This is a genomic window from Arthrobacter sp. NPDC056727, from assembly GCF_042790555.1.
GTDB lineage: Bacteria > Actinomycetota > Actinomycetes > Actinomycetales > Micrococcaceae > Arthrobacter.
The window spans coordinates 250,666-274,633 of sequence record NZ_JBHTZA010000004.1; the positions used below are offsets into that span (position 1 = coordinate 250,666).

General features: G+C 66.6%; 16 protein-coding genes. 5 read left to right on the top strand and 11 right to left on the bottom strand.

What is annotated here, in order from left to right:
- The first annotated feature begins 7 nt into the window (after positions 1-7).
- Complete coding sequence (locus ACFRAH_RS06105) at positions 8-4,222, top strand: FtsK/SpoIIIE domain-containing protein (RefSeq protein WP_377990004.1); 4,215 nt, start codon at positions 8-10, stop codon at positions 4,220-4,222.
- Positions 4,223-4,324: 102 nt separating this feature from the next.
- Here ACFRAH_RS06105 and ACFRAH_RS06110 read toward each other — a convergent pair whose 3' ends face one another.
- Positions 4,325-4,822, bottom strand: coding sequence for a hypothetical protein (locus ACFRAH_RS06110; RefSeq protein WP_377990005.1), 498 nt, complete (start codon positions 4,820-4,822; stop codon positions 4,325-4,327).
- 233 nt (positions 4,823-5,055) lie between these two features.
- Here ACFRAH_RS06110 and ACFRAH_RS06115 point away from each other — a divergent pair, with 233 nt between their 5' ends.
- The gene (locus tag ACFRAH_RS06115) at positions 5,056-5,304 is read left to right on the top strand and encodes a WhiB family transcriptional regulator (protein ID WP_003804966.1); all 249 of its coding nucleotides are present in this window, start codon (positions 5,056-5,058) and stop codon (positions 5,302-5,304) included.
- An 86-nt stretch (positions 5,305-5,390) separates the two neighbouring features.
- Here ACFRAH_RS06115 and ACFRAH_RS06120 read toward each other — a convergent pair whose 3' ends face one another.
- Genes ACFRAH_RS06120 through ACFRAH_RS06135 form a run of 4 tightly spaced genes read right to left on the bottom strand, consistent with a single transcriptional unit; the run spans position 5,391 to position 13,770 of the window.
- Positions 5,391-6,860, bottom strand: coding sequence for a sensor histidine kinase (locus tag ACFRAH_RS06120; protein ID WP_377990006.1), 1,470 nt, complete (start codon positions 6,858-6,860; stop codon positions 5,391-5,393).
- Positions 6,861-6,894: 34 nt separating this feature from the next.
- Entirely contained in the window at positions 6,895-11,748 is a 4,854-nt protein-coding gene (locus ACFRAH_RS06125) for an NAD-glutamate dehydrogenase (RefSeq protein WP_377990007.1), read from the bottom strand.
- A gap of 58 nt (positions 11,749-11,806) precedes the next feature.
- On the bottom strand, positions 11,807-13,129 hold the full coding sequence (locus ACFRAH_RS06130) for a CpaE family protein (protein ID WP_377990008.1): 1,323 nt from the start codon (positions 13,127-13,129) through the stop codon (positions 11,807-11,809).
- Complete coding sequence (locus tag ACFRAH_RS06135; RefSeq protein WP_377990009.1) at positions 13,126-13,770, bottom strand: SAF domain-containing protein; 645 nt, start codon at positions 13,768-13,770, stop codon at positions 13,126-13,128. Before ACFRAH_RS06135 ends, ACFRAH_RS06130 begins: the two co-directional genes overlap by 4 nt.
- Positions 13,771-13,924: 154 nt before the next feature.
- On the opposite strand from ACFRAH_RS06135, the gene ACFRAH_RS06140 reads away from it, so the two are divergent.
- Positions 13,925-14,140, top strand: coding sequence for a helix-turn-helix domain-containing protein (locus ACFRAH_RS06140; RefSeq protein ID WP_043419585.1), 216 nt, complete (start codon positions 13,925-13,927; stop codon positions 14,138-14,140).
- Positions 14,141-14,170: 30 nt separating this feature from the next.
- On the opposite strand, the gene ACFRAH_RS06145 is transcribed toward ACFRAH_RS06140, so the two are convergent.
- The gene (locus tag ACFRAH_RS06145; RefSeq protein WP_377990010.1) at positions 14,171-14,740 is read right to left on the bottom strand and encodes a hypothetical protein; all 570 of its coding nucleotides are present in this window, start codon (positions 14,738-14,740) and stop codon (positions 14,171-14,173) included.
- Between the two features lie 138 nt (positions 14,741-14,878).
- On the opposite strand from ACFRAH_RS06145, the gene ACFRAH_RS06150 reads away from it, so the two are divergent.
- Positions 14,879-15,694, top strand: coding sequence for a LysM peptidoglycan-binding domain-containing protein (locus ACFRAH_RS06150; RefSeq protein ID WP_377990011.1), 816 nt, complete (start codon positions 14,879-14,881; stop codon positions 15,692-15,694).
- A 106-nt stretch (positions 15,695-15,800) separates the two neighbouring features.
- Positions 15,801-16,247, top strand: coding sequence for an Rv3235 family protein (locus ACFRAH_RS06155; protein ID WP_377990012.1), 447 nt, complete (start codon positions 15,801-15,803; stop codon positions 16,245-16,247).
- 55 nt (positions 16,248-16,302) lie between these two features.
- On the opposite strand, the gene secA is transcribed toward ACFRAH_RS06155, so the two are convergent.
- The 5 genes from secA to ACFRAH_RS06180 form a co-directional block, all read right to left on the bottom strand.
- Complete coding sequence (secA, locus tag ACFRAH_RS06160; protein WP_377990013.1) at positions 16,303-19,035, bottom strand: preprotein translocase subunit SecA; 2,733 nt, start codon at positions 19,033-19,035, stop codon at positions 16,303-16,305.
- A gap of 85 nt (positions 19,036-19,120) precedes the next feature.
- Positions 19,121-20,335: a winged helix-turn-helix domain-containing protein gene (locus ACFRAH_RS06165; RefSeq protein WP_377990014.1), complete on the bottom strand. Its 1,215-nt coding sequence runs from the start codon at positions 20,333-20,335 to the stop codon at positions 19,121-19,123.
- A gap of 29 nt (positions 20,336-20,364) precedes the next feature.
- Entirely contained in the window at positions 20,365-21,090 is a 726-nt protein-coding gene (gene hpf / locus ACFRAH_RS06170; protein WP_377990015.1) for a ribosome hibernation-promoting factor, HPF/YfiA family, read from the bottom strand.
- Positions 21,091-21,269: 179 nt separating this feature from the next.
- Positions 21,270-22,169 (bottom strand): ComF family protein, encoded by a 900-nt coding sequence (locus ACFRAH_RS06175; RefSeq protein ID WP_377990016.1) that lies wholly within the window; start codon positions 22,167-22,169, stop codon positions 21,270-21,272.
- Between the two features lie 88 nt (positions 22,170-22,257).
- Positions 22,258-23,967, bottom strand: a complete 1,710-nt coding sequence (locus ACFRAH_RS06180; RefSeq protein WP_377990055.1) for an LpqB family beta-propeller domain-containing protein — start codon at positions 23,965-23,967, stop codon at positions 22,258-22,260.
- Position 23,968 lies beyond the last annotated feature (1 nt).

Consider the following 23,968-nt stretch of genomic DNA (forward strand, 5'->3'; position numbering starts at 1 on the left):
GATCGCCGTGCAGCTGCAATGCACCCTGGTCCGCGCCCCCGGAGCCGGTTCCGGCGGGCCCGGTTCCCCCCGGCCCGCATTCCCCGCCGGGCCGGTGGAGCTGACGGTGTCGGCCCCGGACGGCTGCCCGGGGGCAGACCTGGAGGCAGAGGTCGCGCGCAGCTTCCAGACTGGCGGGCTGACTGTAGCCGGCCAGCCGCTCAGCGGGCTGACCGTCGGCCGCGCGCCCCTGGTCAATGGGGCTGTCCTGGTGGACGGCCACGCCGCCTTTCCTGCCTCCGGGCCGGGAACTGCCGGCGAACCTGCCGCCGCTGTCCTCCTCACCGTGGACAGCGGACCCGTTGCGGGTTCCGTTCTTCGGCTGCGCCGGGGAAGCTACCGGATCGGCCGGACCAACGTCGAACTGACCATTCCGGATGCCGACCTGTCCCGCGAGCACGCCAGCATTGAGGTCTCGGACACAGCCCTGACGCTGGTGGACCTTGGCAGCATCAACGGCACCGAGGTTGATGGCAAACGCGTGTCAAAAACAACTGTGGCGATCGGTTCCCGCATCCGCTGCGGCAATTCCTCCATGTCGATCGTGCTGGCGGCGGCGCCGGGGACACCGGACGGTGGCCTTGCGCTTGCCGGGAGCCCCGTGGCCGAACCCCTGACCGTATCGGGTCCGGCCGCGCCCGCGGGGAGAACCGTGCTGGCTCTCGGGGCGATTCTTCCGGTGATCATCGGTGTGGGACTGGCCCTGGTCACGGGATCATGGATGTTCCTGGCGCTCACGGCAGTGTCGGCGGTGACCCTCCTTGTCCCCTTGCTCTCAGGCGCCCGGCAGCGCCGTGAACTCAAATCGGCAATCGCCGCGGCAGCTGCGCAGGATCAGGACCGACGACGGCGGTCCGCACCGTCCGCTGCTGACCTTGCGCTGGGCGCCGCGTTTCCCGCCCTGATCCCTGCCGGCAACGGCCTGCCCGCCGCACGGGAGGCGGCAGCGTCTACGGAAGGGCCGGGCCCTGCGTCCGGTGTCTGGCTCCGCCTCGGCCTGGCTGATCAGCTGGCCAACATCCGCCTTGAGCCGGACCGGCCGGGCTTCAAAGCCCCGAGGCTCGGTGCCGTGCCGCTGCTCCTTGATCCGGGCCTCGCGGTGGTTTCCGTCCGCGGGCCGGAGCCGGAGGTTCACGGTCTGGTCCGCTCGTTCCTCATGCAGCTCACGGCGTATCCGCTGGCCAGGGGCACCCGGATCGTGATTCACGGGCCGGCTTCCGCGCTGCCGCTGGCCGCCCGGTTTCTCCCCTGCGTCTCGCTCCACTCAAGGATCCCGGACACCATGGCGGCACTGACGGAGACGTCCGGCGGGAAGGGCGCGGCACGCATTCTGCTGCTTTTCGGCAGTACGGAAGACGGCACCGGAGAGACCGGCATCGCCGCGACGGCCCGGGGACTGGGCTGGCGGGTGATCCATCTCCCGGCGGGGGGACAGCAGCAGGCGGAAACCGATATTGAACTCGGCGAGCGCGGGGCCGTGCTTCGGGCGCGCGGCGCATCTCACCGCTTCGTTCCCGATCTGGTCCCGGCCGGCGTGTTCGACCGCTACAGCCGGACCTTCGGGCAGTCCCTCACCGACGTCCCGGCCAACCGGCATGCCGTGCCCGCACGCTGCGGGCTCGGCGACCTCCTTGACGTGTCGGCCTCTGCGACCGCCACGCGCTGGGCGGCAGGCAGGCTGACGCCGGGACTCAGTATCCCCCTGGGCCGTACGGCCCAGGGGGTGCGCATCCTCGACCTCGAGACAGACGGTCCGCACGTCCTCGTGGCCGGCACCACAGGTTCCGGGAAGTCGGAACTGCTTCGCACCATGACCGCCGGGCTCGCCCTCTGCTATCCGCCGGACCGCGTCAATGTCCTCTTCTTCGACTTCAAGGGCGGGTCCGGACTCAGTCCGCTGGCTGCCATCCCGCACTGCGTCGGCATGCTGACGGACCTTGCCAGCACCCAGCTGGAGCGCACAATTGCGTCACTGCGGGCCGAAGTCCGCAGGCGCGAACAGCTGCTCGCCACCGCCGGCGCCCCGGATCTGGCCGCGTACAGGCTGGCCCCGGCCGGCGGGCCGCCGCTCCCCCAGCTGGTCCTCATCATTGACGAGTTCCGGATGCTGGTCGAGGACGCTCCGGAGACCCTGACCGAGCTGATGAGGATTGCAGCCATAGGCCGGTCCTTGGGTATCCACCTGGTCATGGCAACCCAGCGCCCACAAGGGGCTCTCACGTCGGACATCCGCGCCAACGTCACAACCAGCATCGCCCTGCGTGTGCAGTCAGCGCACGAGTCGGCCGATGTGATCGGCACGAGCGAGGCCTCGGCCATACCCGTCACCCGGCCCGGCCGCGCCTACCTTGCCAGCGGCGCCGAAGCGGCCGAGGAGTTCCAGTCGGCGTCACTTGCCGCCAATGACCCCGCTTCTGGCCAGGTCACGGTGCTCGAGACCGTCAAGGCGCTGGCCATGCTGCCTTCTGACGACGGAAGCAGCGCTGCGCCGGCCACTCCCTCGGACGTCGCCAGGCCTGTGGTGGCCCTGGCTGCCTCCGTGTGGGCCGGGATGGGCGGTTCCGCGCCGCGCCGGCCTGTCGCTCCGATGTTGCCGGACGTCCTGACGGATCCTGCTGACGTGGCCATACTTACCGCGGAAGGCACGGCCCCTGACGCCGTGCCCCCTGGCGGCCCGGTGCCAGGAGCGGCCGGGGACTGGGCTGTTGGACTGGGCCTGCTGGACCTGACCGACGAGCAGCGGCTCGCCTGCCTCACCTGGCGGCCCGGAACTGACGGGCATCTGGCCCTGATCGGCGGAGGATCCTGTGATGCCGCCTCCACCATGTCCACTGCAATGCAACAACTCCTGGCCCATCCCACGGAGTGCCACCTCTATGTCCTCGATGCGGACGGATCCCTGGCGGGACTGGCGGGCGCCCAACGCACGGGTTCCTTTGTGGGCCTCCACGACCTCCGCCGCGGCGTGCGCGTACTGGAGCGCCTGGCGGCCGAAATGTCCCGGCGGCTCAGCAGGCTCCCGGCAGCCTCGGGTCCGGCGCTGGTACTTGCCATTTCAGGCTGGGGCTCCTGGCTGTCGGCTCTTCGCTCAGGTCCCCTGACCCGCGCCGAAGACCATGTCCAGGACATCGTCCGGGATGGCCGCCCTGCAGGAATTACCGTCGTGATCTCCGGCGACCGCGACCTCGTGACGTCGCGGTTCTTTCCGGCCATCCCCAACCGGATCTACTGTCCGCGGGGTGCCAGCGCCGAGAGCAGGCTGGCATGGCCAACGGTGCCCCTCCTGCCGCCGGTTCCGGGCCGCGCCGTCGCATCCGGCCCGCTGGCCGCCGGGCGCCAGGTTGTCTGCCAGCTTCTCACCCCGGGAATTGGACGCGCAGGCCCTGGCGGAGCCGCGACGCCCGGCGAAGGGCTGCAAGGGCCGGTCCGGGTAAAGCCCTTCCGCGTGGATCCGCTCCCCGTGCGGCTCTCTGTGGCTGACGTGCTGTCCCGGATGCCCGGACTTTCCCAAATGCCCGGAACCGGGTCAGGTTCAAACGCCCCTGTGCCTGCACCAGACCCCGCGGCGGCACCCGCACGCACAGCCGCCCGGAACCTGGTCGTCGGCATGGGCGGGGACGAACCCGCCCCTGCCGCAGTGCGCCTCCCGGGCGGCGCTGTCCTCGCCGTGCTGGGCGGCGCCGGTTCGGGCAAGTCATCATTCCTGGCGTCCCTGCCGGCACTCAACCCGTGGGTGTCCGGGTGGCTGCGGCCCGGTCCGGAACCGGGCCCCGCCAACTTTTGGACCGGCGTTCACCGAGATGCCGTGGAAGGACGCCTGCCCAGGGACGCGATACTCCTGGTCGATGACGCCGACCTGCTGCCTGCCACCTCACACCAGCACCTCGCGGATCTGAACGGCCGCGGCTGGCCGGTAATTTTCTCAGCAGCGTTCAGCCAGTCACTGGTGCAGCGCGTCCCCCTCGCGCTGGCCGCCCGCGGCGGCGGCAAGGGCATCCTCATTGCGCCCCGCGGTCCGCTGGATGGGGACCTCTTCGGACTGCGGATTGAGCCGGATTCCCATCCACCGCCGGGACGTGCCCTGCTCGTGGCGGACGGTAGAGCACTGCCCGTTCAGCTGGCCGTGGCCGAAGATCTCACCACACTGGCGGGCATCCCGCCGCACGGCGAAGCAGCAGGGTGAGGCACCGTGTACCAGGCGCCGGGGCGCTGGCGGGCGGCAGAGTGCCACAGGCTCAGCGGGGCCGGGGCCTTCCGGTGCCGGGGCCTCGAGGTGCCGGGCCCGTCAGAGCGCCGGCGGAGCGGAAGCGGCCCGGGAGGCGAAGCGAATCACACGTTTGTCGAATAGCAGGACGATGGCCGTTGCGGCCGGAATCAGCATGGCGGCGCCGGCCACCGGGAATCCGCCCGTGAGCGTGGGGAAGCCAATGGTCAGCACGAACAGCTGCGCCACGAGCGCCCCCGCGCGCGGCCAGCGGAAGCCCCGGAACAGGAACACAGCAACGGCGTACAGCCACGACGCAAAAGCCAGCAGCAGGCCGAGCGTGAAGACGGCACCCCAAAACGACATGACAGGCGCGCCGCTGACCAGCTGGAATCCATACCAGGCGGCTGCCCCCAGCAGCGCCGTGGCCTCGGCCGCCACAATCCCGGAGATCACAGCAACGGCGCGGGGACGGACGTGGCTCAGAGATTCCGTTCCGGCTGGGTCCTGGTCCTCCGGGGTCCCACGGTCTCCGGCATCGGAGAACGGCTCGGACGGGTCTTTCGGGGCTCTTGACACACTGGCACACTACCCGACATAGTCGACACGCGGCGGGATGCACCCCCGATGTGATGCATCGCTCACGTTTCTTGGGGATTTCGTGGTCCACTACCCCTTGTTTACACAGCGTTAACATGAAACGCTTGATCCAGATGACCAAGGGGGCCCTGCAGGGCCCCTTTCCTATGTAAGCCCTAGTGAATATTTTCACAAAGGGTATTGACTTCCCAGGAATGGAGTGACTGATCAGCATGGATTGGCGTAACCGCGCGGCCTGCCTCGACAAAGACCCGGAGCTGTTTTTCCCGGTGGGCAACACCGGCCCGGCACTGCTGCAGATCGAAGAAGCTAAGAGCGTCTGCCGCCGGTGTCCGGTCGTTGACACCTGCCTGCAGTGGGCCTTGGAATCCGGCCAGGATGCCGGCGTGTGGGGCGGCATGAGCGAGGACGAGCGCCGTGCGCTGAAGCGCCGCGCAGCCCGGGCCCGCCGCGCTTCCTGACGCGAGCCACAGCAGGAAATAGGCGCCACAGCTATTAAAAGGCTGCGGCCGCGGACCCCTGGTCCGCGGCCGCAGCCTTTTTCATGTCAGCGGCTTGCCAGGCTCAGCACAATCTGCACAGCAGTGCCGCCGCCCTCGCGGGGCTTCCACTGGATGGTGCCGCCCAGTTCGCTCGTGACCAGGGTCCGGACAATCTGCAGCCCGAGGCCCTCCACATGCGGCGTTTCCGGCAGGCCGACGCCGTCGTCCGCCACAGTGACGGTGAGCAGCTCCTCGCCGTCCTCGTTGGCCGAACGGTCGGCGAGCAGCCACACCGTGCCGGTGCGTCCCTCCAGTCCGTGCTCGACAGCGTTCGTCACGAGTTCGTTGATCACCAGCGCCAGCGGGGTTGCGAAGTCGCTGGGGAGCTCACCGAACAAACCCGACCGCTGCGTCCGGACCTGCTGGGACGGCGAGGCCACTTCTGCGGAAAGGCGGAACTGGCGTCCGATGAGTTCATCGAAGTCGACGCTTTGTGCCAACCCCTGGGAGAGCGTCTCGTGGACGAGGGCAATCGTTGCCACGCGCCGCATTGCCTGTTCCAGCCCCTGCTTTGCTTCGTCGCTGACCATCCGGCGGGACTGCATGCGCAGCAGCGCGGCAACGGTCTGCAGGTTGTTCTTGACCCGGTGGTGGATTTCACGGATCGTGGCGTCCTTCGTGACCAGCTCCATCTCGCGGCGCCGCAGTTCAGACACGTCGCGGCACAGGACCAGCGCACCGAACCGCTGCCCTTCGTCGCGGAGCGGAATCGCGCGCAGCGACAGGCTCACGCCACGGGATTCGATCTCACTGCGCCACGGCATCCGCCCGGTGACAACGAGCGGCAGTGTCTCATCCACCATGCGGCGGTCCTTCAGCAGCCCGGCCGTGACCTCGGCCAGCGAGCGGCCTTCGAGGGATTCGCCGTCGCCGAGGCGCCGGAACGCCGAGACGCCGTTCGGGCTGGCATACTGCACGATGCCCTCGGCATCGAGGCGGATCAGGCCGTCGCCTACGCGCGGAGCACCGCGGCGGGAACCGGTCGGCGAGGCGAAGTCCGGCCAAAGACCCAGCGTGCCCATGCGCAGCAGATCATAGGCGCACTGGCGATACGTCAGCTCCAGCCTGGACGGCATCCGCGAACTGGACAGGTCCATGTGCGAGGTGACCACGGCCAGCGTCCGGCCGTTGCGGACCATCGGGACGGCTTCGACCCGCAGCGCCATATCGCTGCTCCAGTTCGTTTCACTGGACCGCTCAATGGTGCGGCTCTCCCATGCCTTATCCACCAGCGGCTGCAGGTCCGACCGGATGCCCTCCCCGACGAAGTCGGCATGGAACACCGTATGCGTCGTGGAGGGCCGGACGTGGGCCAGGGCAACATAGCCGTGCTCCGGGTGCGGGAACCACAGGGCAAGGTCGGCAAACGCGAGATCGGCCACCATCTGCCAGTCGCCCACCAGGAGGTGCAGCCACTCGGCATCCCCCGGCCCGAAATCAGCGTGCTCCCTGATGGGGTCCGTAAAGATTGCCACTGCACCTCCAGTTTTTCGACGGCGGGACCTTGTCCTAGCGTCGGACGATTGACCTCAAGAGCCTCAATGCTACCGAGAGCGAGGCCATGTCGTCCGCTTCGAGGGCGTTGACCTCATCGAACATGCTCTTCGCACGGCCCAAATGTTCCGCATTCAGCTGCTCCCAGGCTTTGAGCCTGTCCTCGGCCGGCGACCCTCCGTCGGTCGAGTCCAGGACCGCCGTCGTCATGTCGGAAATGGTTGAGTAAAGGTCATCACGCAGCGCAGCACGGGCCAGGGCCTGCCAGCGGTCCTTCCGCGGCAGGGAACTGATCCGCTCCAGGAGCGAGTCCGCGTGGAACCGGTTGAACACCGTGTAGTAGACGTGGGCGATGTCCTCCACCGGCTCCTTGCGGGTGTGCGCGATCTTCGCGATGTCCAGCAGGACAAAGCTCTCGAACAGCTCCGCCCAACGGTGGCCCAGGTCCTCCGGCAGGCCCCACGACTGCGCCTTCTCAAGCCAGGACGCAACGCGTTCACGGTCGTCACCGCACAGGTAATCCAGCAGTTTGGCCCGCATGGGCTCCATCGGCGGCTTGAACTCGGCGACGATGTCGGCGATGGGCCGTGAGGCGCTTCCCTGGGCAAGAACCCAGCGCACCGCACGGTCCAGGAGCCGCCGGATATCGAGGTGGACCGTGCTCCAGTGCTCGGTCGGGAACGACGCCGGCAGGTCGTTGAGCTCGGACACCATGACGTCGAGTTCATAGATTTCCCGGAGGGCCACGAACGCCTTGGCCACAGCCACCTCGCTCGCAGAGGTCTCCTCCATGGTCCGGAAGGCAAAGGTGATGCCGCCCAGGTTGATCATGTCGTTGGCCACGACCGTTGCGATGATTTCGCGGCGCAGCGGATGGGTGTCCAGTTCGGCGTCGAATTTCTCCCGGAGCTGGACCGGGAAGTACTGCCGGAGCGTCTCGCGGAACCACGGGTCGTCGGCCAGGTCGCTGTCGCGAAGTGCCGTCGCCAGTTCGATCTTGGCGTAGGCAGCCAGCACGGACAGCTCGGGTGACGTGAGGCCCTGCCCCTGTTCCAGCCGCTCACGAAGGACGGCGGTGGAGGGCAGCGCCTCCAGGTCCCGGTTCAGGTCCGCCGTCTTCTCCAGCCAGTCCATCAGCCGCTCGTAGCTCGGGCTCCATTCCGCCACCTTCTGGCGGTCATTCAGAAGCAGGATGTTCTGGTCGATGTTGTCTTCCAGGACCAGACGCCCCACCTCGTCGGTCATCGACGCCAGGAAGTCCGAGCGGTCGGCGGCGTCGAGCTTGCCGGCAGCCACCATCCGGTCCACGAAGATCTTGATGTTGACCTCGTGGTCGGAGCAGTCGACGCCCGCGGAGTTGTCGATGGCGTCGGTGTTCAGGATGACGCCCTGCAGCGCAGCTTCAATGCGGCCCCGCTGCGTCATGCCGAGGTTTCCGCCCTCGCCCACAACCTTGACCCGAAGGTCCCGGCCGTCCACCCGGATGGCGTCGTTGGACTTGTCGCCCACCATGGCGTGGGTCTCGGAGCTGGCCTTCACGTAGGTTCCGATGCCGCCGTTGTACAGCAGGTCCGCGGGAGCAAGCAGGATCGCGCGCAGGAGCTCCGGCGGGCTGAGCTGGGTGGTGTCCTCGGGCAGGCCCAGTGCGGACCGTACCTGCGGCGAGACCGGGATGGATTTCGCCTGCCTCGGGTAGACCCCGCCGCCTTCGCTGATCAGGCTCTTGTCGTAGTCGTCCCACGACGACCGGGGCAGCTCGAACAGCCGCTGCCGCTCCGTGAAGGAGCTGGCCTCGTCCGGGTTCGGGTCGAGGAAAATATGCCGGTGGTCGAACGCCGCGAGCAGCCTGATGTGCTTGGACAGGAGCATTCCGTTGCCAAAGACGTCCCCGGACATGTCGCCGACGCCGACCACGGTGAAGGGCTCGGACTGGGTGTCCAGGTCCAGCTCACTGAAGTGCCTCTTGACGGACTCCCAGGCACCGCGGGCGGTGATGCCCATGGCCTTGTGGTCGTATCCCACAGAACCGCCGGAGGCGAAGGCGTCGCCCAGCCAGAATCCGTAGTCCGCTGCCAGTCCGTTGGCAATGTCGGAGAACGATGCCGTGCCCTTGTCCGCTGCGACCACCAGGTAGGAGTCGTCGCCGTCGTGCCTTACAACGTCCGACGGCGGGACAAGCCGTTCGCCGTCTCCTCCCGTCACGAGGTTGTCCGTGATGTCCAGCAGCCCGCGGATAAACGTCTTGTAGCTCTCGACGCCCTCCGCCATCCAGGCCGACCTGTCCTTGGCGGGATCCGGCAGCCGCTTGGCGAAGAACCCGCCCTTCGCGCCCGTTGGAACGATCACGGCATTCTTGACGGTCTGCGCCTTGACCAGGCCCAGGATTTCTGTGCGGAAGTCCTCCCGCCGGTCCGACCAGCGCAGCCCGCCGCGGGCCACCTTGCCGAAGCGCAGGTGCACGCCCTCGACCCGGGGCGAGTAAACCCAGATTTCGAACATCGGCCGCGGGAAAGGCAGCCCTTCGATCGCTGAGGGGTTGAGCTTGAAGCTCAGGTGCGTCTTGTCCTGGTAGAAGTTGGTGCGCAGGGTGGATTCGATGAGGTTCGTGAACGTCCGAACCACCCGGTCGGCGTCCAGGGTAGCCACGTTTTCGATTGACGCCGCCAGCCGGGCGCGGACGCCGGCCTGTTTCTGTGCCCGTTCAGCCTCGGGCACGCCGGGGTCGAAGCGTGCCTCAAACAGTTCAATGAGTCCGAGGGTGACCTCCGGATTGGCCAGCAGGGTGTCGGCCATGAACTCAAATGAGTTGGTGTTTCCCATTTGCCGCATGTACTTCGCGTAGGCCCGCAGTACGATGACCTGCCGCCACGTCATGCCCTCGCGGAGCACCAGCCGGTCAAAGCTGTCGGATTCGACGGCACCGGAAACGGCCGCACCGAAGGAATCCGCCAGCAGCCGGCCGGTGGACACCGGGTCCACTCCGGCCGGGTACTTCAGTCCGAGGTCGTACAGGAAGAAGTCCCGGCGGTCGGCGGTCTCGATCTCGAACGGCCGCTCGTCCAGCACCTCCAGCCCCAGATTGTGGAAGTAGGGAAGGATCTGGCTCAGGCTCTTCGGCTCCAGCATGTACAGCTTGACCCTGGCGTCTTCTTCAAGGGTGGCACCGGCGCCTTCGGGAAGGTACACATGGACGCCGGGACGCTCCTGCCGGGCGCCAGCCACGCGCTCGGCCTCGGCGCCGTACTGTTCAAACCGGGCGATGTCCTCGAGGGCATCCTCGATTTCGTAGTCGACCCGGTAGCTGGCGGGGAAAGCTTCGGCCCAGATGGTCGCCAGTTCATTGGCGCCGTCGTCGGTACTCCGCTCGCGGAGTACCTCGGCGATTCCTTCGCTCCAGGACCGCGCAGCCCGGACAAGCCGCTTTTCCAGCGCATCGGTGTTGACGTGGCTGACGTCCGCGCCCTTGGGCAGCCGGATCCGGAAGAACAGGCGGGCGAGCGCCGATTCGGTCATCCTCGCCTCGTAGTCAATGGACTCGGCGTGGAAGGTCTCGCGGAGTTCCTGTTCGATCCTCAGCCGGACGTTGGTGGTGTACCGGTCGCGCGGGAGGTAGACGACGGCGGACATGAACCGCCCGTAGATGTCCGGCCGGAGGAAGAGCCGGGTCCGGCGCCGTTCCTGCAGCCGCTGGATTCCTGTTGCCGTCGCGGCGAGGTCGGGAATTTCGATTTGGAAGAGCTCGTCGCGGGGGTACGTTTCCAGGATGCCCAGCAGGTCCTTCCCGGAATGCGAGTCCGCCGGAAAGCCGGCGTCACGCAGCACGGCCTCGACCTTTTCCCGGACAATCGGGATGTTCCGCACGGAGTCGGTGTAGGCGCTGGTGGCAAAGAGTCCGATGAAGCGCTGTTCGCCGTTGACGTTGCCTGCGGCATCGAAGCTTTTGACGCCGATGTAGTCCAGGTAGGCGGGCCGGTGCACGGTTGAACGGGAATTGGCCTTAGTGATGACAAGGGCACGCTTTTCGCGGGCCTTGCGCCTGCCGGCGTCGGTGAGGTGCTGTACCTGGCGGGTGTCGTGGTGGGCACGCAGCAGGCCCAGGCCGCTGTCCTCGCGCAGCTCCAGGACATCCTCCCCGCCCTCGTTGACCAGGTCGTATTCCCGGTAGCCGAGGAAGGTGAAGTTGCCTTCGTCGAGCCAGCGAAGCAGATCCTTCGCCTGGCGCAGCTCGGCGATCTGTGTCGGATGCGCCACCTTGTCCAGGTCCTTCGCGATCTGAAGTGCCTTGTTGCGCATCTTGGGCCAGTCTTCGACGGCGGCACGGACGTCCCCGAGGACGCGTTCCAGCCCCTCCTGGAGCTTGTCCGCAGCCTCGTCACTGGCGCGGCCGATCTCGACGGCGATCCAGGACTCCATGTGGGACGCGTTGTCGCCCTGGGCAATCAGCCGGGAAAGGACAGGCAGCGCCGCGGTGTCACCGCTGGAGATGCCGATGCTGGACGGAACCCTGTCCACTTTGACCAGCTCGTTGGTTTCGCGGTTGCGCGCGACCACGAACATGGGGTGCAGCACGAGGTGGATGGCGGAATTCTGCCGGACCAGTTCGGCGTTGACCGAGTCCACCAGGAATGGCATGTCGTCGGTAACGATGTACACGACGCTGCGGTCGCCCTCGGGAACGATGGAGATGTTGGCAGTGCCCGGCCTGCGTTCGAAAGCGACTGCACGGTGGGTCTCAGCCCGGGCCGTCAGCAGCTCGTGCGGGTAAGCGCGCGCGTCCTCCTCCGCCAGATGCTCGTAGTAGTCCGCAAAGAAGCCTTCCTCGGCTCCGATTGAACGGGACTGATCCTCCACGCTGGACCCAGACGACATCGACACACGCCTCCATCACACAGTTTGCGGCTGCTTCCTTGCAGCCCTCACCGTGAGCCTAGCCCGTCCGCCGGCGCCCTGCTGTGGAGGAGAACACAGAGGGTCGCCGTTTTTGCTGGGCAGGTGCACAAACCAATTCGGCGATTGCCGTCCGAAGCCGGGAATCGGGAGCCGATTCGAGCAATAGCGAGCCGGCCAGCAACGCGGCGTCCGCTGTGTCCGGGTCCCACGGCAGGAAGGCCTTGATGCCCGACGGCGGGGCGAACCGGTCCCACGCCTCGCGGAGCTGACGTTCCGGCGACCGGCCCACAGCCGAGGCCCGCACCTTGTTGAGCACCACGTCGGGACTGACGCCGGGCACTGAACCTTCGAGTTCCGCCAGCGCCCTGATAAGGCGGGGAACACCGATCGGATCCGCAGAGCCAACCGCAATCACGGTGTCGGCCATCTCAAGGCTCCGCAGCGTTGCAGCGTTGCGCCGCGGTGCCATGGTGTCGAAGCTCAGCTCCTCGTCGGCCTCAAGGCAAAAGCCGGCATCCACCACGATGACTTCGGCCACTTCCCGGGCCCGGTCCAGAACACGCGCCAGCGCGGCGGCGCGCAGCTCGGTCCAGCGGTCGGCCCGGGTGATTCCGGTCAGGACCCGGAAGGTCCCGGCCGGGGCCGCCACCGGGGCGGCGACACGGAGCAGCGCTTCCCGGTCCAGCAGGCCTTGGTCCGCCAACCGGCACGCCTGCGCCAGGCCTGCCGCTTCATCGAGCAGCCCGAGGACTCCGGCGACGCTGGCCCCATAGCTGTCGGCGTCGACCAGCAGGACAGATTTGCCCTCCGCTGCCAGCTCCCCTGCGATGTTGACGGCAACCAGGGTTCTGCCGGGTGCGCCGGCTGGCCCCCACACCGCCAGGACCTTGCCGGTTCCGACACCCGGCGGCTCCTTTGCTGCGTCGACAGCCTCCGGACGCAGTGCCGCTCCGGCATCCGCGAAACCGGCGCTGTACCCGGCGCCGGGGCCCTGCCCCGCGGGGCGGGAGCCTGCATGCGTGCTGACAGCATCGGCGATGCTCTCTGCAAGGGCCGTGGATTCAACCGTCGATGGCGCTGCGGTGACGCCGATGCTGCGAAGCCGCAGCCTTTCCTCGGGGCTGTCGGTGAGGGCAATGATCACTACGCCCACGGCGGCGAGCCTGTCCACCAGCGAGGCGGTCAGGTCCGGACTTCCCTCGGCAACAACGGCCGCCCGCGCCAGGCCGCTCTGGCAGGCAGCCAGCAGTTCCGCGAGCTCCGCGCAGCGCCGGACTACAGTGACGGGACCGTGGAGCCGCTCCAGTCCGCCAACCAGATCTTCCTGCGACTCACCGACGGTGACAACCGGGATGCTCACTTGGCGGTCCCGCCGGGATTCCACACCACGGAGATTTTGGCCTCGTTCGCCTGAGCGCCCAGGAGCGAGGCCATCTGGGCGTCCCCCACCAGAACCATCAGGACTGTTGATTTCGAAGCACCAAGGGCAGTGGATCCCTGCGAAACCTCAGCGATTTCCGCGCCCGGAAGCAGCAGCTTCGGTTGGGCAAAACCGTTCCGGGCGTCAGGCATGGAGACCCAGACGTCCACCCGGGTGCCCGCCACGGCCTGCTCGGGTAAGGCCTCCTGGACGGTGACGGCCACCGGCTTCCGGTCCAGCGCGTCGACAGTGCCGAGGCTCTCCCGGGGAACCAGCTGGTCCTTGGCGATCCGCTGGACGGCCACCTGGCCATCGGGAAGGCCTGCCTCCGCCGTGACGTAGTGCGCTTCGACGTCGCCGAGGCGCACCCTGACCCTGCTGATGTTTTCGGGAGTGAGTTTCTGCCCGACGGCGATTGCCTCGCGGGCTGCAAAAACCTCTGTGGTCCGGTCCGCACTGCCGACGAGTGCAACGACCCCGGCGACGGATGCGAGGACAAGGAGCACGCCCACCAGCAGCCTCGGATCCTTCCAGGAAGGTTTCTTCAACCGGGTTCCGGTGGCCGCCGTGCCTGTACTCATGCGTACTGCTCCCCCTTGACGCCTGGGCGCCTGGATCGCGCCGGTCATGATCATTGTTGCGGCATGCCTGCCCGTTCGGAAGGGTCTTGCGGCAAACAACATCAAACTGTGGATAACAGCATCACCCGGCGCCCAACGGTGGCACAATTGGACTATGCCCCGATTCCTCACGCTTGCAGATGTAGCCGAGCAGCTCCAGATCAATGCACCGGCAGCGTATGCGCTCGTCCGCAGCGGCGAACTGAAGGCCATCCAGGTGGGTGGCCGCGGCCAGTGGCGCGTCGAGGAAAAAATGCTTGAGCAGTACATCGAAGAGCGCTATGCCGAGGCAAGCCGCATGATTCAAGAGGCCAAGTCCAAATCCGTTTGAATCTGTCCGCCTGAACCAGGCGGCGCGCTCTCAGAGTTCCCCGGCGCGCCTTGACCGGAGCGCAGCCAGCGCCTGAAACGGAACCGTGGCCACATCGGCAACCCGGCCGGCCCTGCGCGCCTCGCCGGGCAACGTCAGGGCCAGGTCAAAAAAGTCCCGCCCCACCCTGTCGATCACACCTCGCAGCTGCACGTCCGGTGACCGGCCAGCCATTAGGACGGTGAGTTCAGCCCGGTCCCGCGCCAGCCCCCGCAGCGCGCTGGCAAGGCCCAGCCTGCGGCGCACGGGGGAAGCCTCGCCCACCGCGAACCGCCCGAGGCCGGTGTAGTGGCCCACGGCGGCATACGGGATCAGCACCTGATGCAGCGCCTCTTCAAGGACCAGGCTTTCCGCTCCCGCATGCGTGAGCGTGCCGGCAAAATCCTGCCCCGAACGCAAATGAACTCCGACGTGGCAGCCCAGCGCTCCCCGCAGCCTTTCATCGAGCGCGATGGCAGCCGTGTCCGCCCGGGAGCGCTCGGCAATCTCGGACTCCAGATCCAGGGTTCCCGCTTCGGCAAGCTGCAGCTCAAGATCCTGGAAAAGTGCATTCCATCGCATGGCGCCAGCGTAGGCCCGGCCACCCACAGGGTCAATTCATCCACAGGCTTCCCCTCCTCCATAGACAACATAGGCACAACTGCTGCAAACTAGCTCCACAGGAACCACACAGCATAAAAGTGGATCAAACTGCATTAAATGCACTGGTTGGGGGAAGTCATGGCGGAAGCACTACGGCGCCCGGTGAGGGCAGAAGCGTCCCTGGCGGCTGTCATCCTGGGGCTCGGAGTCTTTCTCGCATTTACCGGAAGCGGAATGGTCGACCATTGGCGTCAGTCCGCTGCCCGCCGGCAGTCGTTGCTCTTCGACGACCTCCTTGGCCTGCTGGCCCTCGCCGCCGGGCTGGCAATGATCGCTTGGTGGCTGCTGTCCCTGGCGGCCGCCCTTGCATCCGCTGTCCTGGAGCGTGCCGGGCACCACACTGCCGCACGCGCCACGGGGAAGTTCAGCCCGGTATTCATGCGCAGGCTGGCGATGGCCGCCGTGGGTGTTCAGCTCCTTGGCGCACCGCTCGCCCATGCAGAGGCCTTGCCTGCCGCAGGCCTTTCTTCGGGCAACGGATCATCGCTGTCCGCAGCGTGGGCGCCTCTGTCAGACCGCCGGCCTGCCCTGGCCGCCGCCCATTCCGCGGACTCCGGCAGCACTGAAGGATCCATCGCTGACGGAAGAGAACTCCAGCCCCAGTGGAAGCCCCGCATCCCGGTGGTCGAGCCGGGCCTCGTCACCCCGCGATCGGCCAGGGCAGCGTCCGGGCCGGCGGGCGCGCACCGCGAAGTTCCTGTCCGGCCCGGCGAATCACTGTGGACCATCGCCGCCCGCGAGCTTGGCCCCGGGGCTTCCGACGTGGAAATTGCCGCCCGGTGGCCGCTCTGGTACCAGGCGAACAGGGATGTCATCGGAGAAGATCCCAATGCCCTTCTGCCGGGCCAGCTCCTCAGCCCGCCGCCGCCATAATCTGCGCCGCTTCCGTCCGTTAGTCGGCGCCGCTTTCCTTCCGCGTCGTTGCCCCTGGACCGCCCCGTGCGGCCTGCCCATGCCAGACCAACCAAAAGGACCGATCATGACTGCAGTAACTCCACTACGGCGTGCAGGAAGCGCTGTTCCTGAACCCGTCCCGGCCGTACCGGCCCGCACGGCGGCGGCCCCTGCCCCCGGCGACGAGGTGCGCGAAATATGCGCCATCACCGGGGCCACTGTCCAGGCCGCCATTGAGGTCCTGGCGGGAACGAGACCGATCCACCAGCTGGCACGGCGGCTGGACCAGCGCTGCCTCACCGTGCTCCAGCACCGGGCCGCCCTCACCCGGCGGGTGGCTGCCCGGGCTCCCCGGAAGATGGGTCTGCTCCACCGCAACGCATCAGTCCGGTCGGTTCATGCATGCCAGGTGACGCCGGACATCTACGAGACAAGTGCGGTGGTGGTTGACGAGCTGCGGATCCGTGCAGTGGCTGTCCGGCTGGAGCGCAGCAAAAACGTCTGGCGTGTGACGGCACTGGAGATTGGCTGAAGCAGAAACAGGAAGGGACCGGAGCATGAACTCCGGTCCCTTCCTGTCGTATCCTCTAGCGCTTTTTCTTCTTCCCGTCGCGCCGGTCCTGCGCGGCGGCCTTGGCGGGGTTGCCCGAGCGTCCCGCAGCCCTGCCCTCGATCCGGGTCTCGGCTCCGCCGTCCTCGCGGGGCGCCGTGTACTGGAGTTGGGCGGGCTTTTCCGGAGCTTCGAGACCGGCGGCACGGATCTGCGGCTCGTGGTGTTCGGTGTGGCCGCCGGCTTCATCGGCAACCACGACGTCCTCGGCCGGGGTGACTTCCACTTCGAGGTTGAAGAGGAAGCCGACGCTCTCTTCCCGGATGGCTTCCATCATGGACTGGAACATCGTGAAACCTTCACGCTGGTATTCCACCAGCGGATCACGCTGGGCCATGGCGCGCAGGCCGATGCCTTCCTTCAGGTAGTCCATCTCGTACAGGTGTTCCTGCCACTTCCGCCCGATCACGGAAAGGACAACACGCCGCTCGAGTTCACGCATGCTCTCGGAGCCGATGGCTTCCTCGCGTGCCTGATACACCAGCTTGGCATCAGACATGATTTCTTCCTTCAGGAACTCCACGGTGATGCGCGACTTCCCGCCCGCTTCGTCGATGACATCGTGCGGCGTCACAGTCACCGGGTAGAGGGTCTTAAGGTTGGTCCAGAGCTGGTCGAAGTCCCAGTCGTCGCCGTTGCCCTCGGCCGTTGCTGAGTCGATCAGCGCGTTAATGGTGTCTTCCAGGAAGAACTGCACCTTTTCGTGGAGGTCGTCGCCTTCCAGGATCCGGCGGCGGTCGCCATAGATGGCTTCGCGCTGGCGGTTGAGGACGTCGTCGTACTTCAGGACGTTCTTGCGCTGTTCGGCGTTCCGGCCTTCAACCTGCCCCTGGGCCGAGGCGATGGCGCGCGAGACGAGTTTGGATTCCAGCGCCACGTCGTCGGGCACCGAGCTGTTCATCAGGCGCTCCGCCGCACCCGAGTTGAACAGGCGCATCAGGTCGTCAGTCAGTGACAGGTAAAAGCGGGATTCTCCGGGGTCGCCCTGGCGTCCGGAGCGGCCGCGGAGCTGGTTGTCGATGCGCCGGGATTCGTGGCGCTCGGTGCCAAGGACGTACAGGCCGCCCAGGCCCAGTACTTCCTCGTGCTCGTCCTTGACGGCCTTCTTCGCGGCCTCCAGCGCCCCGGGCCACGCGGCCTCGTACTCGTCCGAGTTTTCCTCCGGGTCAAGTCCCCGCTGGGCCAGTTCGGCGATGGCGGTGAACTCGGCATTGCCGCCGAGCATGATGTCCGTGCCGCGGCCGGCCATGTTGGTGGCCACCGTGACCGCGCCCTTGCGCCCGGCCTGGGCCACGATGGCAGCTTCACGGGCGTGGTTCTTGGCGTTGAGGACCTCGTGCCGGATGCCGTCCTTCGCCAGCAGCCGCGAGAGGTACTCGCTCTTTTCGACGCTGGTGGTGCCCACCAGGACCGGCTGGCCGTTCTCGTGGCGTTCGGCGATGTCCCGCACAACGGCCTCGAACTTTACGACTTCGTTTTTGTACACGAGGTCGGGCTGGTCGGCGCGCTGCATGTCGCGGTTCGTGGGAATGGCCACCACCCCGAGCTTGTAGGTGCTCATGAATTCGGCGGCTTCGGTTTCGGCCGTGCCGGTCATGCCGGAGAGCTTTTCGTACATGCGGAAGTAGTTCTGCAGGGTCACCGTGGCGAGGGTCTGGTTTTCGGCCTTGATCTCGACGCCCTCTTTGGCTTCGATCGCCTGATGCATGCCCTCGTTGTAGCGGCGGCCGGCGAGGATACGGCCGGTGTGCTCATCAACGATGAGGACTTCGCCGTCGAGGATGACGTAGTCCTTGTCCCGCTTGAACAGCTCCTTGGCCTTGATGGCGTTGTTCAGGAAGCCGATCAGGGGCGTGTTGGCGGATTCATAGAGGTTCTGGATGCCGAGGTAGTCCTCAACCTTTTCGATTCCGCCTTCGAGCACGCCGACGGTGCGCTTCTTCTCGTCGACTTCGTAGTCCTTCTCCGGCTGCAGGCGCAGGACAACCTTGGCGAATTCGCTGTACCAGCGGTTGGTGTCGCCCTGGGCCGGGCCGGAAATAATCAGCGGCGTACGGGCCTCGTCGATGAGGATGGAGTCCACTTCATCCACGATCGCAAAGTTGTGGCCGCGCTGGACCAGTTCGGACTTGTCCCAGGCCATGTTGTCGCGGAGGTAGTCGAAGCCGAATTCGTTGTTGGTGCCGTAGGTGATGTCGGCAGCGTACTGCTCGCGGCGGACAGCCGGGTCCTGGTTGGCGAGGATGCAGCCGCTGGTGAGTCCCAGGAACCGGTAGACACGGCCCATGAGTTCGGACTGGTATTCGGCCAGGTAATCGTTAACGGTGACAACGTGGACGCCGTTCCCGGTAAGGGCATTGAGGTAGGCCGGAGCAGTGGCCACCAGCGTCTTGCCTTCACCGGTCTTCATTTCTGCGATGTTGCCCAGGTGCAGGGCAGCGCCACCCATGAGCTGGACATCGAAGTGCCGCATGCCGAGCGTCCGCGAGGACGCCTCACGGACTGCAGCGAAGGCTTCCGGCAGGAGGTCCTCGAGCTTCTCGCCATCCTGGTGGCGCGCCCGGAGCCGGTCGGTTTCTTCACGCAGTTCCGCATCGGTGAATGTTTGGAACGAATCTTCAAGGGCGTTAATGGAATCGGCATAGGTCCGCAGTTGCCGCAGGAGCTTCTTGTCACCTGTGCGGAGAATTTTTTCGATTAGTGATGCCACGTGAAGTTGCTCCCAGTCTCATGCTGCCGAATTCTGGCGTGATTTAGTCTACGGGAGACACGCACGGCACGTTGCCCCTGTTCCCTCACAGCGGATAGCCGTCGACGGCGGCCGCAACCGCGGCAGCGAGGTCCCCCACCGGCGAGACGGCTACGCCGTCCAGTCCCAGCCAGCCCGCCATCAGCTGCAGTTCGGCAGCGAGTTCGACGGCGGTGTCCGCCGGCGCGTCCGGCTCACCAAAGCATGCCTTGGCAAGCAGCAGGCCCGCGGCCCGGTCTGCTTTGAGGTCCACCCTGGCCACAATGCGGTCGCGGAGCAGGAACGGAAGCACGTAGTAGCCGAAGCGGCGCTTGGCCACCGGCGTGTAGATCTCGATCCGGTAGTGGAAGCCGAAGAGCTCCTCGAGCCTGCGCCGTTCAAACACCAGCGAATCGAACGGGCTGAGCAGCGCGCGGCCAACTGCCTGGCGCGGAAGCCGTGCCTGGCCGTGGCGGTACACCTGCCGGTCCCAGCCTGCGACTGTCACCGGCTCCAGGCGCCCGGCATCCACGAGGCGCTGCACCGAGGCCGTGGCTGCCTTGATAGGCGTCCGGAAGTAATCGGCGAAACAGCGCACGCTGCCGATGCCGTGCGCCTGCGCGGCCGCATCGATGAGCCGGTCCATGGCCGCCGCGGGGTCCGGTGCCGCTTCAAGGTCGTGGCCAGGCAAAACCTGCCGGGTCAGGGCATACTGCCGCTCGAACTGGTCCGTCCTTGACGCCGACGAGACGACCCCTTCTTCGAACAGGTGCTCCAGAACACGTTTGACGGCGTTCCAGTTCCAGCCCCAGTTGACGTGCTTGCGGTCCTCAACATGCCCCAGCCTCGCCGTGAGCTGCGCAGCCGTCATGGGCTTTCCGTCGGCGAGCGCTTCCAGTATGCGCCCCGTTACGCCGGAGCGAAGTGCCGGATCCATCCCTGCTGCCCCCACCCATCTCCGGTTCTGCCACACCACCAGGTCCAGGAAATGCTCCGGGCGGATATAACTGGCTTCGTGGGCCCAATACTCCACCATGCGCCGCGGGTGCCTGCCCGCCATTTGCTGGAGGATGGTGCGGTCGTAGTCGCCAAGCCGGGAAAAGAACGGCAGGAAGTGGCTTCGGGCCAAAACGTTGACGGAATCGATCTGTACGAGCTGAATCCGGGCAAAGGTCCGGCCCACCGCCCGTGAGGTCACGGGGCCGGCGGGCCGTCCTTTGTCCAGTCCTTGGGCTGCCAGTGCGATCCGCCGGGCCTGCGCGAGGCTCAGCGATGCACCCATGTCAGCCCTTTCGTAGTCTGGGCTCCATCCTATGCAGTTGCGGCCGCATCGTCCGAGCGGTACGCGAGGATTTTCTCCTCGTGCGTGTTCTCGCCGGGTTCGCAGTAGTGGTCAAGGGTGATGACCCCGTATGTCCAGCCGCGGCGGCGGTACACAACCGATGGCGCGTTCGTGGCCTTGTCCACGAAAAGGTAAAAGTCGTGACCGATAAGTTCCATATTGTCCACGGCGTCGTCAAGGGTAAGTGACGCGGCCGGGAATACTTTGCGCCGGATCAGCACCGGCGAGTCACCGGCGGGGATGTCGTTGTCGACGTCGTACGGCGATTTTTCAGCCGGCTCCGGAGCGGCCTGGGCGTTATTGCTCGCTTCGACGTAGATCGGCTGGTTGGAGCTGGCGGGCTCCAGTGTTGCAGTTGCCTCGCGTACGGCCTTGGGCGTATGCCGCCCGTGGTGGACCTTCTTGCGGTCCTTGGCCCTGCGCAGCCGCTCAAGCAGCTTGTTGTAGGCGAGGTCGAACGCGGCGAACTTATCTGCGGCGCTTGCTTCGGCACGGATCACGGGGCCGCGGCCCAGGACTGTCACTTCAACCGTGAGCTGGTCACCGGTCTGCCGCGCATTCGTTTCCTTGGAAACCTTCGCGTCGACCCTCTGGACCTTGTCCCCAAGCGATTCGATCTTTGAGATCTTCTCGCCGGCGTATTCGCGGAAGCGGTCCGAGACCGTCAGATTCCGTCCGCTGATCATGAACTCCATGGTGCCCTCCAAATGACTTCGGTGACACGACGGCGGGACATCCGGGGGACGATCTGATTGACAGTCGAGCCCCTTTCCGAGCCGCTATCGAAAGGTACAACTGATCTTGGTACCCATATCCGACGTTAGTTCATAGCAACCAGTTATTCATCCTTTCGCAGTTTATTTTTTTCTATGTCTCAGCTAATCACCAGCCGGTCTTCAGGATGCCGCGACGGCCCCGGAGCGGCCGACGCATCGGGCGCGCGGGTAGCTGCAATGACCACGGCGCCGCGCACAATTCCGCCGGCATCGTGGATGGCCCGGGCAGCTTCCGCGAGAGTGGCACCGGTGGTCAGGACATCGTCCACAATGATGCACTGCCTTCCGCGCAGGGAGCGTCCGCGTGCGCCCCGTGCGCTGCGCATGGAGCCGCGGACCCTTCGGGACCTGTCTCCTCTGCCAAGCCCTTTCTGCCCACCGGCCAGCCCCACGCCTGTCCTGGGGTTCCGGACTTTGCGCAGCGCATCCCTGCAGTCCGGATGACGGCCCCTGATGCCCCGCCCCGTGCCGCCCAACAGCAGGTGAACGGGACTGAACCCGCGCTTCCGGTATGCGCTGCCGCTGGTAGGGACCGGAACGAGGAGGACACGGTCCGTTCCCGCATGTGCTGCCGCAAGCGCGCCGGCGAGTACCTTCGACAGCACAATCCGCAACTGCCCCTGCCCGTGGCGCTTGAAGGCCAGGATCGCTTGTGAGAGCTCCTCCCGGTAGATGCCCGCCGCCACCACGGGAAGGATGACCGAGCCGTCGGTGTCCATGAGCGCCGGCGCCCCCGTCTCCGCCCGGAAGGGGTGGCGCGTGAGCATCCGGAGCCTGCGCTCGCAGCCGGAACACAGCGCGAGATCCTCCTTGCCGCAGCAGACGCATTCAATGGGCAGTGCCAGGGCAACAAGATCGGACGCGGCCCCGGCCAGCACATCCCAGGCCTGCAGGATCCGCTGCCGGTGCTCCCCGCGGTGGCGGGCGTGCCACAGCGGCTGGACGGCGAGATCAGGGTCTGCCTGCCTTCCCCGTTCCCGTGCCCTGTGACTCCCCATCAGTCAAGGTTGCCTTGGCGGTGACGCCGGCAACAGGGCGTGCGGCCTCCATGTGGAAAACGCACCGCGCGGGAAGGTGCAGGAACGCTCAGCCGGGGAAGGACGGGTCCGTGGGCCCCCGCAGCTGCGCCGACCACCCGTTGCCGAGCCGCTGGAAGATGCCGTCCCTGGACTGGGCATAGATCTCCTCCGGGCCGTTGCCTGCGCTCAGGGCAACCAGACCCGGCCACGGGGCGAGTTTCTGCGGCTGGGGGGAGGTGAGGGAGAGAAGCTCGGGGGTCACGTTGGACGTCGCAGCGCCCTTCATCACCACAAGGGTGGTGTCATTGACCCAAACGCCCTGGTCCGGATTTCCGCTGGACTCCAGGGTTATGGGGGCCGTCAGTTCCTTCGGCGTGCCGTCGGCACTGCGGATGATCCCCGTTACCTGCACCCGTGTCTCGCCGTTCAGCTCTGAGATGACCAGTGCCCGGACGCCTTCCCGGGACACCCGGAAGTCCTTGACGTTGCGGCCGGCCAGCCAGGAGGGGGTCAGCGTGACAGCCGGCACCGGTGCACCCTGGGCCACGCCGGTGGGACGGAAGGCCGTGATTTCCGTTACGCCCTGGGCGCCGGGACCGGCAGTCCACAGCCAGTCGTGCAGGCTGAACGACGGGTGGGTCAGCGTGCTGCGCGTGGTCAGGGCACGCGCCGGCTGGCCCGGCACCATCGAGTAGAGCGTGCTGCGGCTGCCGTTCAGGAACGCCACCGTCTGCGAGACAGGCGATTCGGCGGGTGACCGCGGTTTCAGCCCCGCCACCGGCTGCATGTCGGGCAGCGGTGAGACCCTGTTGTTCTCGTACCGCACCAGCTCGCCATTGCTGATGGCGATCTGGCGTGCAGGGGCGTTCCTGTTCTGGACCGGTGGAAGGACCGAGCCGTTGTCCTCCACGCGCACTAGGTCCTGGTTGGCCCGGAGCTCCACGTTGATGACGTCCGGCTGGCTGCGGAACGTCAGGGCCAGCTGCGTCTGCATCCTGAGCCTGTCCTCGGTGGAGGCATCGGTGAGCTCCTTGGCGGACAGGTCCACCTGGGCAGCGCCGGAAACAACGGGCACCGATTCCCTGGCAAGTTTCATTCCGGACGGGAACGCGCTGACGACAGCGCCCTTCAGGTACGGGGCGGGCCCGGCGAGCAGGGCGCTCGTCATGGCCTTCACTGTTTTCTTCTTGATGAACCAGCGGACATCGGGAACCGCGTAGGTGAAGCTGGGGTCGTAGAAGTAGATGGGGTAGGCGCCGTAGATGACCTTGAAGGTCTCCTCGGGAATGGCGGTGCCGTCGGGGATCTTGGAGATGCGCCATTCGCCGTCGACCTGCACGAGGGTAACGGGGATGTTTTCCTTGGTACCCTCCGGCATCTGGGTGGCGACGCCGTCGGAATCCACTGAGTACGCGACGTCCAGTTCGTAGTTGTAGACGCCCTCGACGGCGGTCTTCACCACCCGCTCGGAGCGGAACACCAGCGTCCGCTGGTCCGGTTTCCAGCCAACGGAGGACGCCTGCGTCAGGTACTGCCGGGCCACGGCGTAGTCGTCCTCATACCCGCTGCCTGCCAGGTAGAAGTCCTCAATGACCGCCTCCGGGCTGGACCCGGTGCGCGGCGCGACGGGAAAGAACACGGGCGCGTTGGGGTTTCCGGCACTTTCATCGGTGCTCTTTCCCACGGGGCCCGACCTCGGGATCTGGGCACACGAGGCCAGGAACAGCAGGATGACGGCCAGCAGCCCCGCGGCCAGTCCGCGGGCCGCCGGGCGCACC

What these genes read in the sequence shown, in the direction of transcription:
- ACFRAH_RS06115 (WP_003804966.1), top strand. Translation starts at nt 5,056, where the DNA reads ATGGATTGGCGTAACCGCGCGGCCTGCCTCGACAAAGACCCGGAGCTG.
- ACFRAH_RS06125 (WP_377990007.1), bottom strand. Translation starts at nt 11,748, where the DNA reads ATGTCGTCTGGGTCCAGCGTGGAGGATCAGTCCCGTTCAATCGGAGCC.
- ACFRAH_RS06135 (WP_377990009.1), bottom strand. Translation starts at nt 13,770, where the DNA reads ATGAGTACAGGCACGGCGGCCACCGGAACCCGGTTGAAGAAACCTTCC.
- ACFRAH_RS06140 (WP_043419585.1), top strand. Translation starts at nt 13,925, where the DNA reads ATGCCCCGATTCCTCACGCTTGCAGATGTAGCCGAGCAGCTCCAGATC.
- ACFRAH_RS06145 (WP_377990010.1), bottom strand. Translation starts at nt 14,740, where the DNA reads ATGCGATGGAATGCACTTTTCCAGGATCTTGAGCTGCAGCTTGCCGAA.
- ACFRAH_RS06150 (WP_377990011.1), top strand. Translation starts at nt 14,879, where the DNA reads ATGCACTGGTTGGGGGAAGTCATGGCGGAAGCACTACGGCGCCCGGTG.
- ACFRAH_RS06155 (WP_377990012.1), top strand. Translation starts at nt 15,801, where the DNA reads ATGACTGCAGTAACTCCACTACGGCGTGCAGGAAGCGCTGTTCCTGAA.
- ACFRAH_RS06165 (WP_377990014.1), bottom strand. Translation starts at nt 20,335, where the DNA reads ATGGGTGCATCGCTGAGCCTCGCGCAGGCCCGGCGGATCGCACTGGCA.
- hpf (WP_377990015.1), bottom strand. Translation starts at nt 21,090, where the DNA reads ATGGAGTTCATGATCAGCGGACGGAATCTGACGGTCTCGGACCGCTTC.
- ACFRAH_RS06175 (WP_377990016.1), bottom strand. Translation starts at nt 22,169, where the DNA reads ATGGGGAGTCACAGGGCACGGGAACGGGGAAGGCAGGCAGACCCTGAT.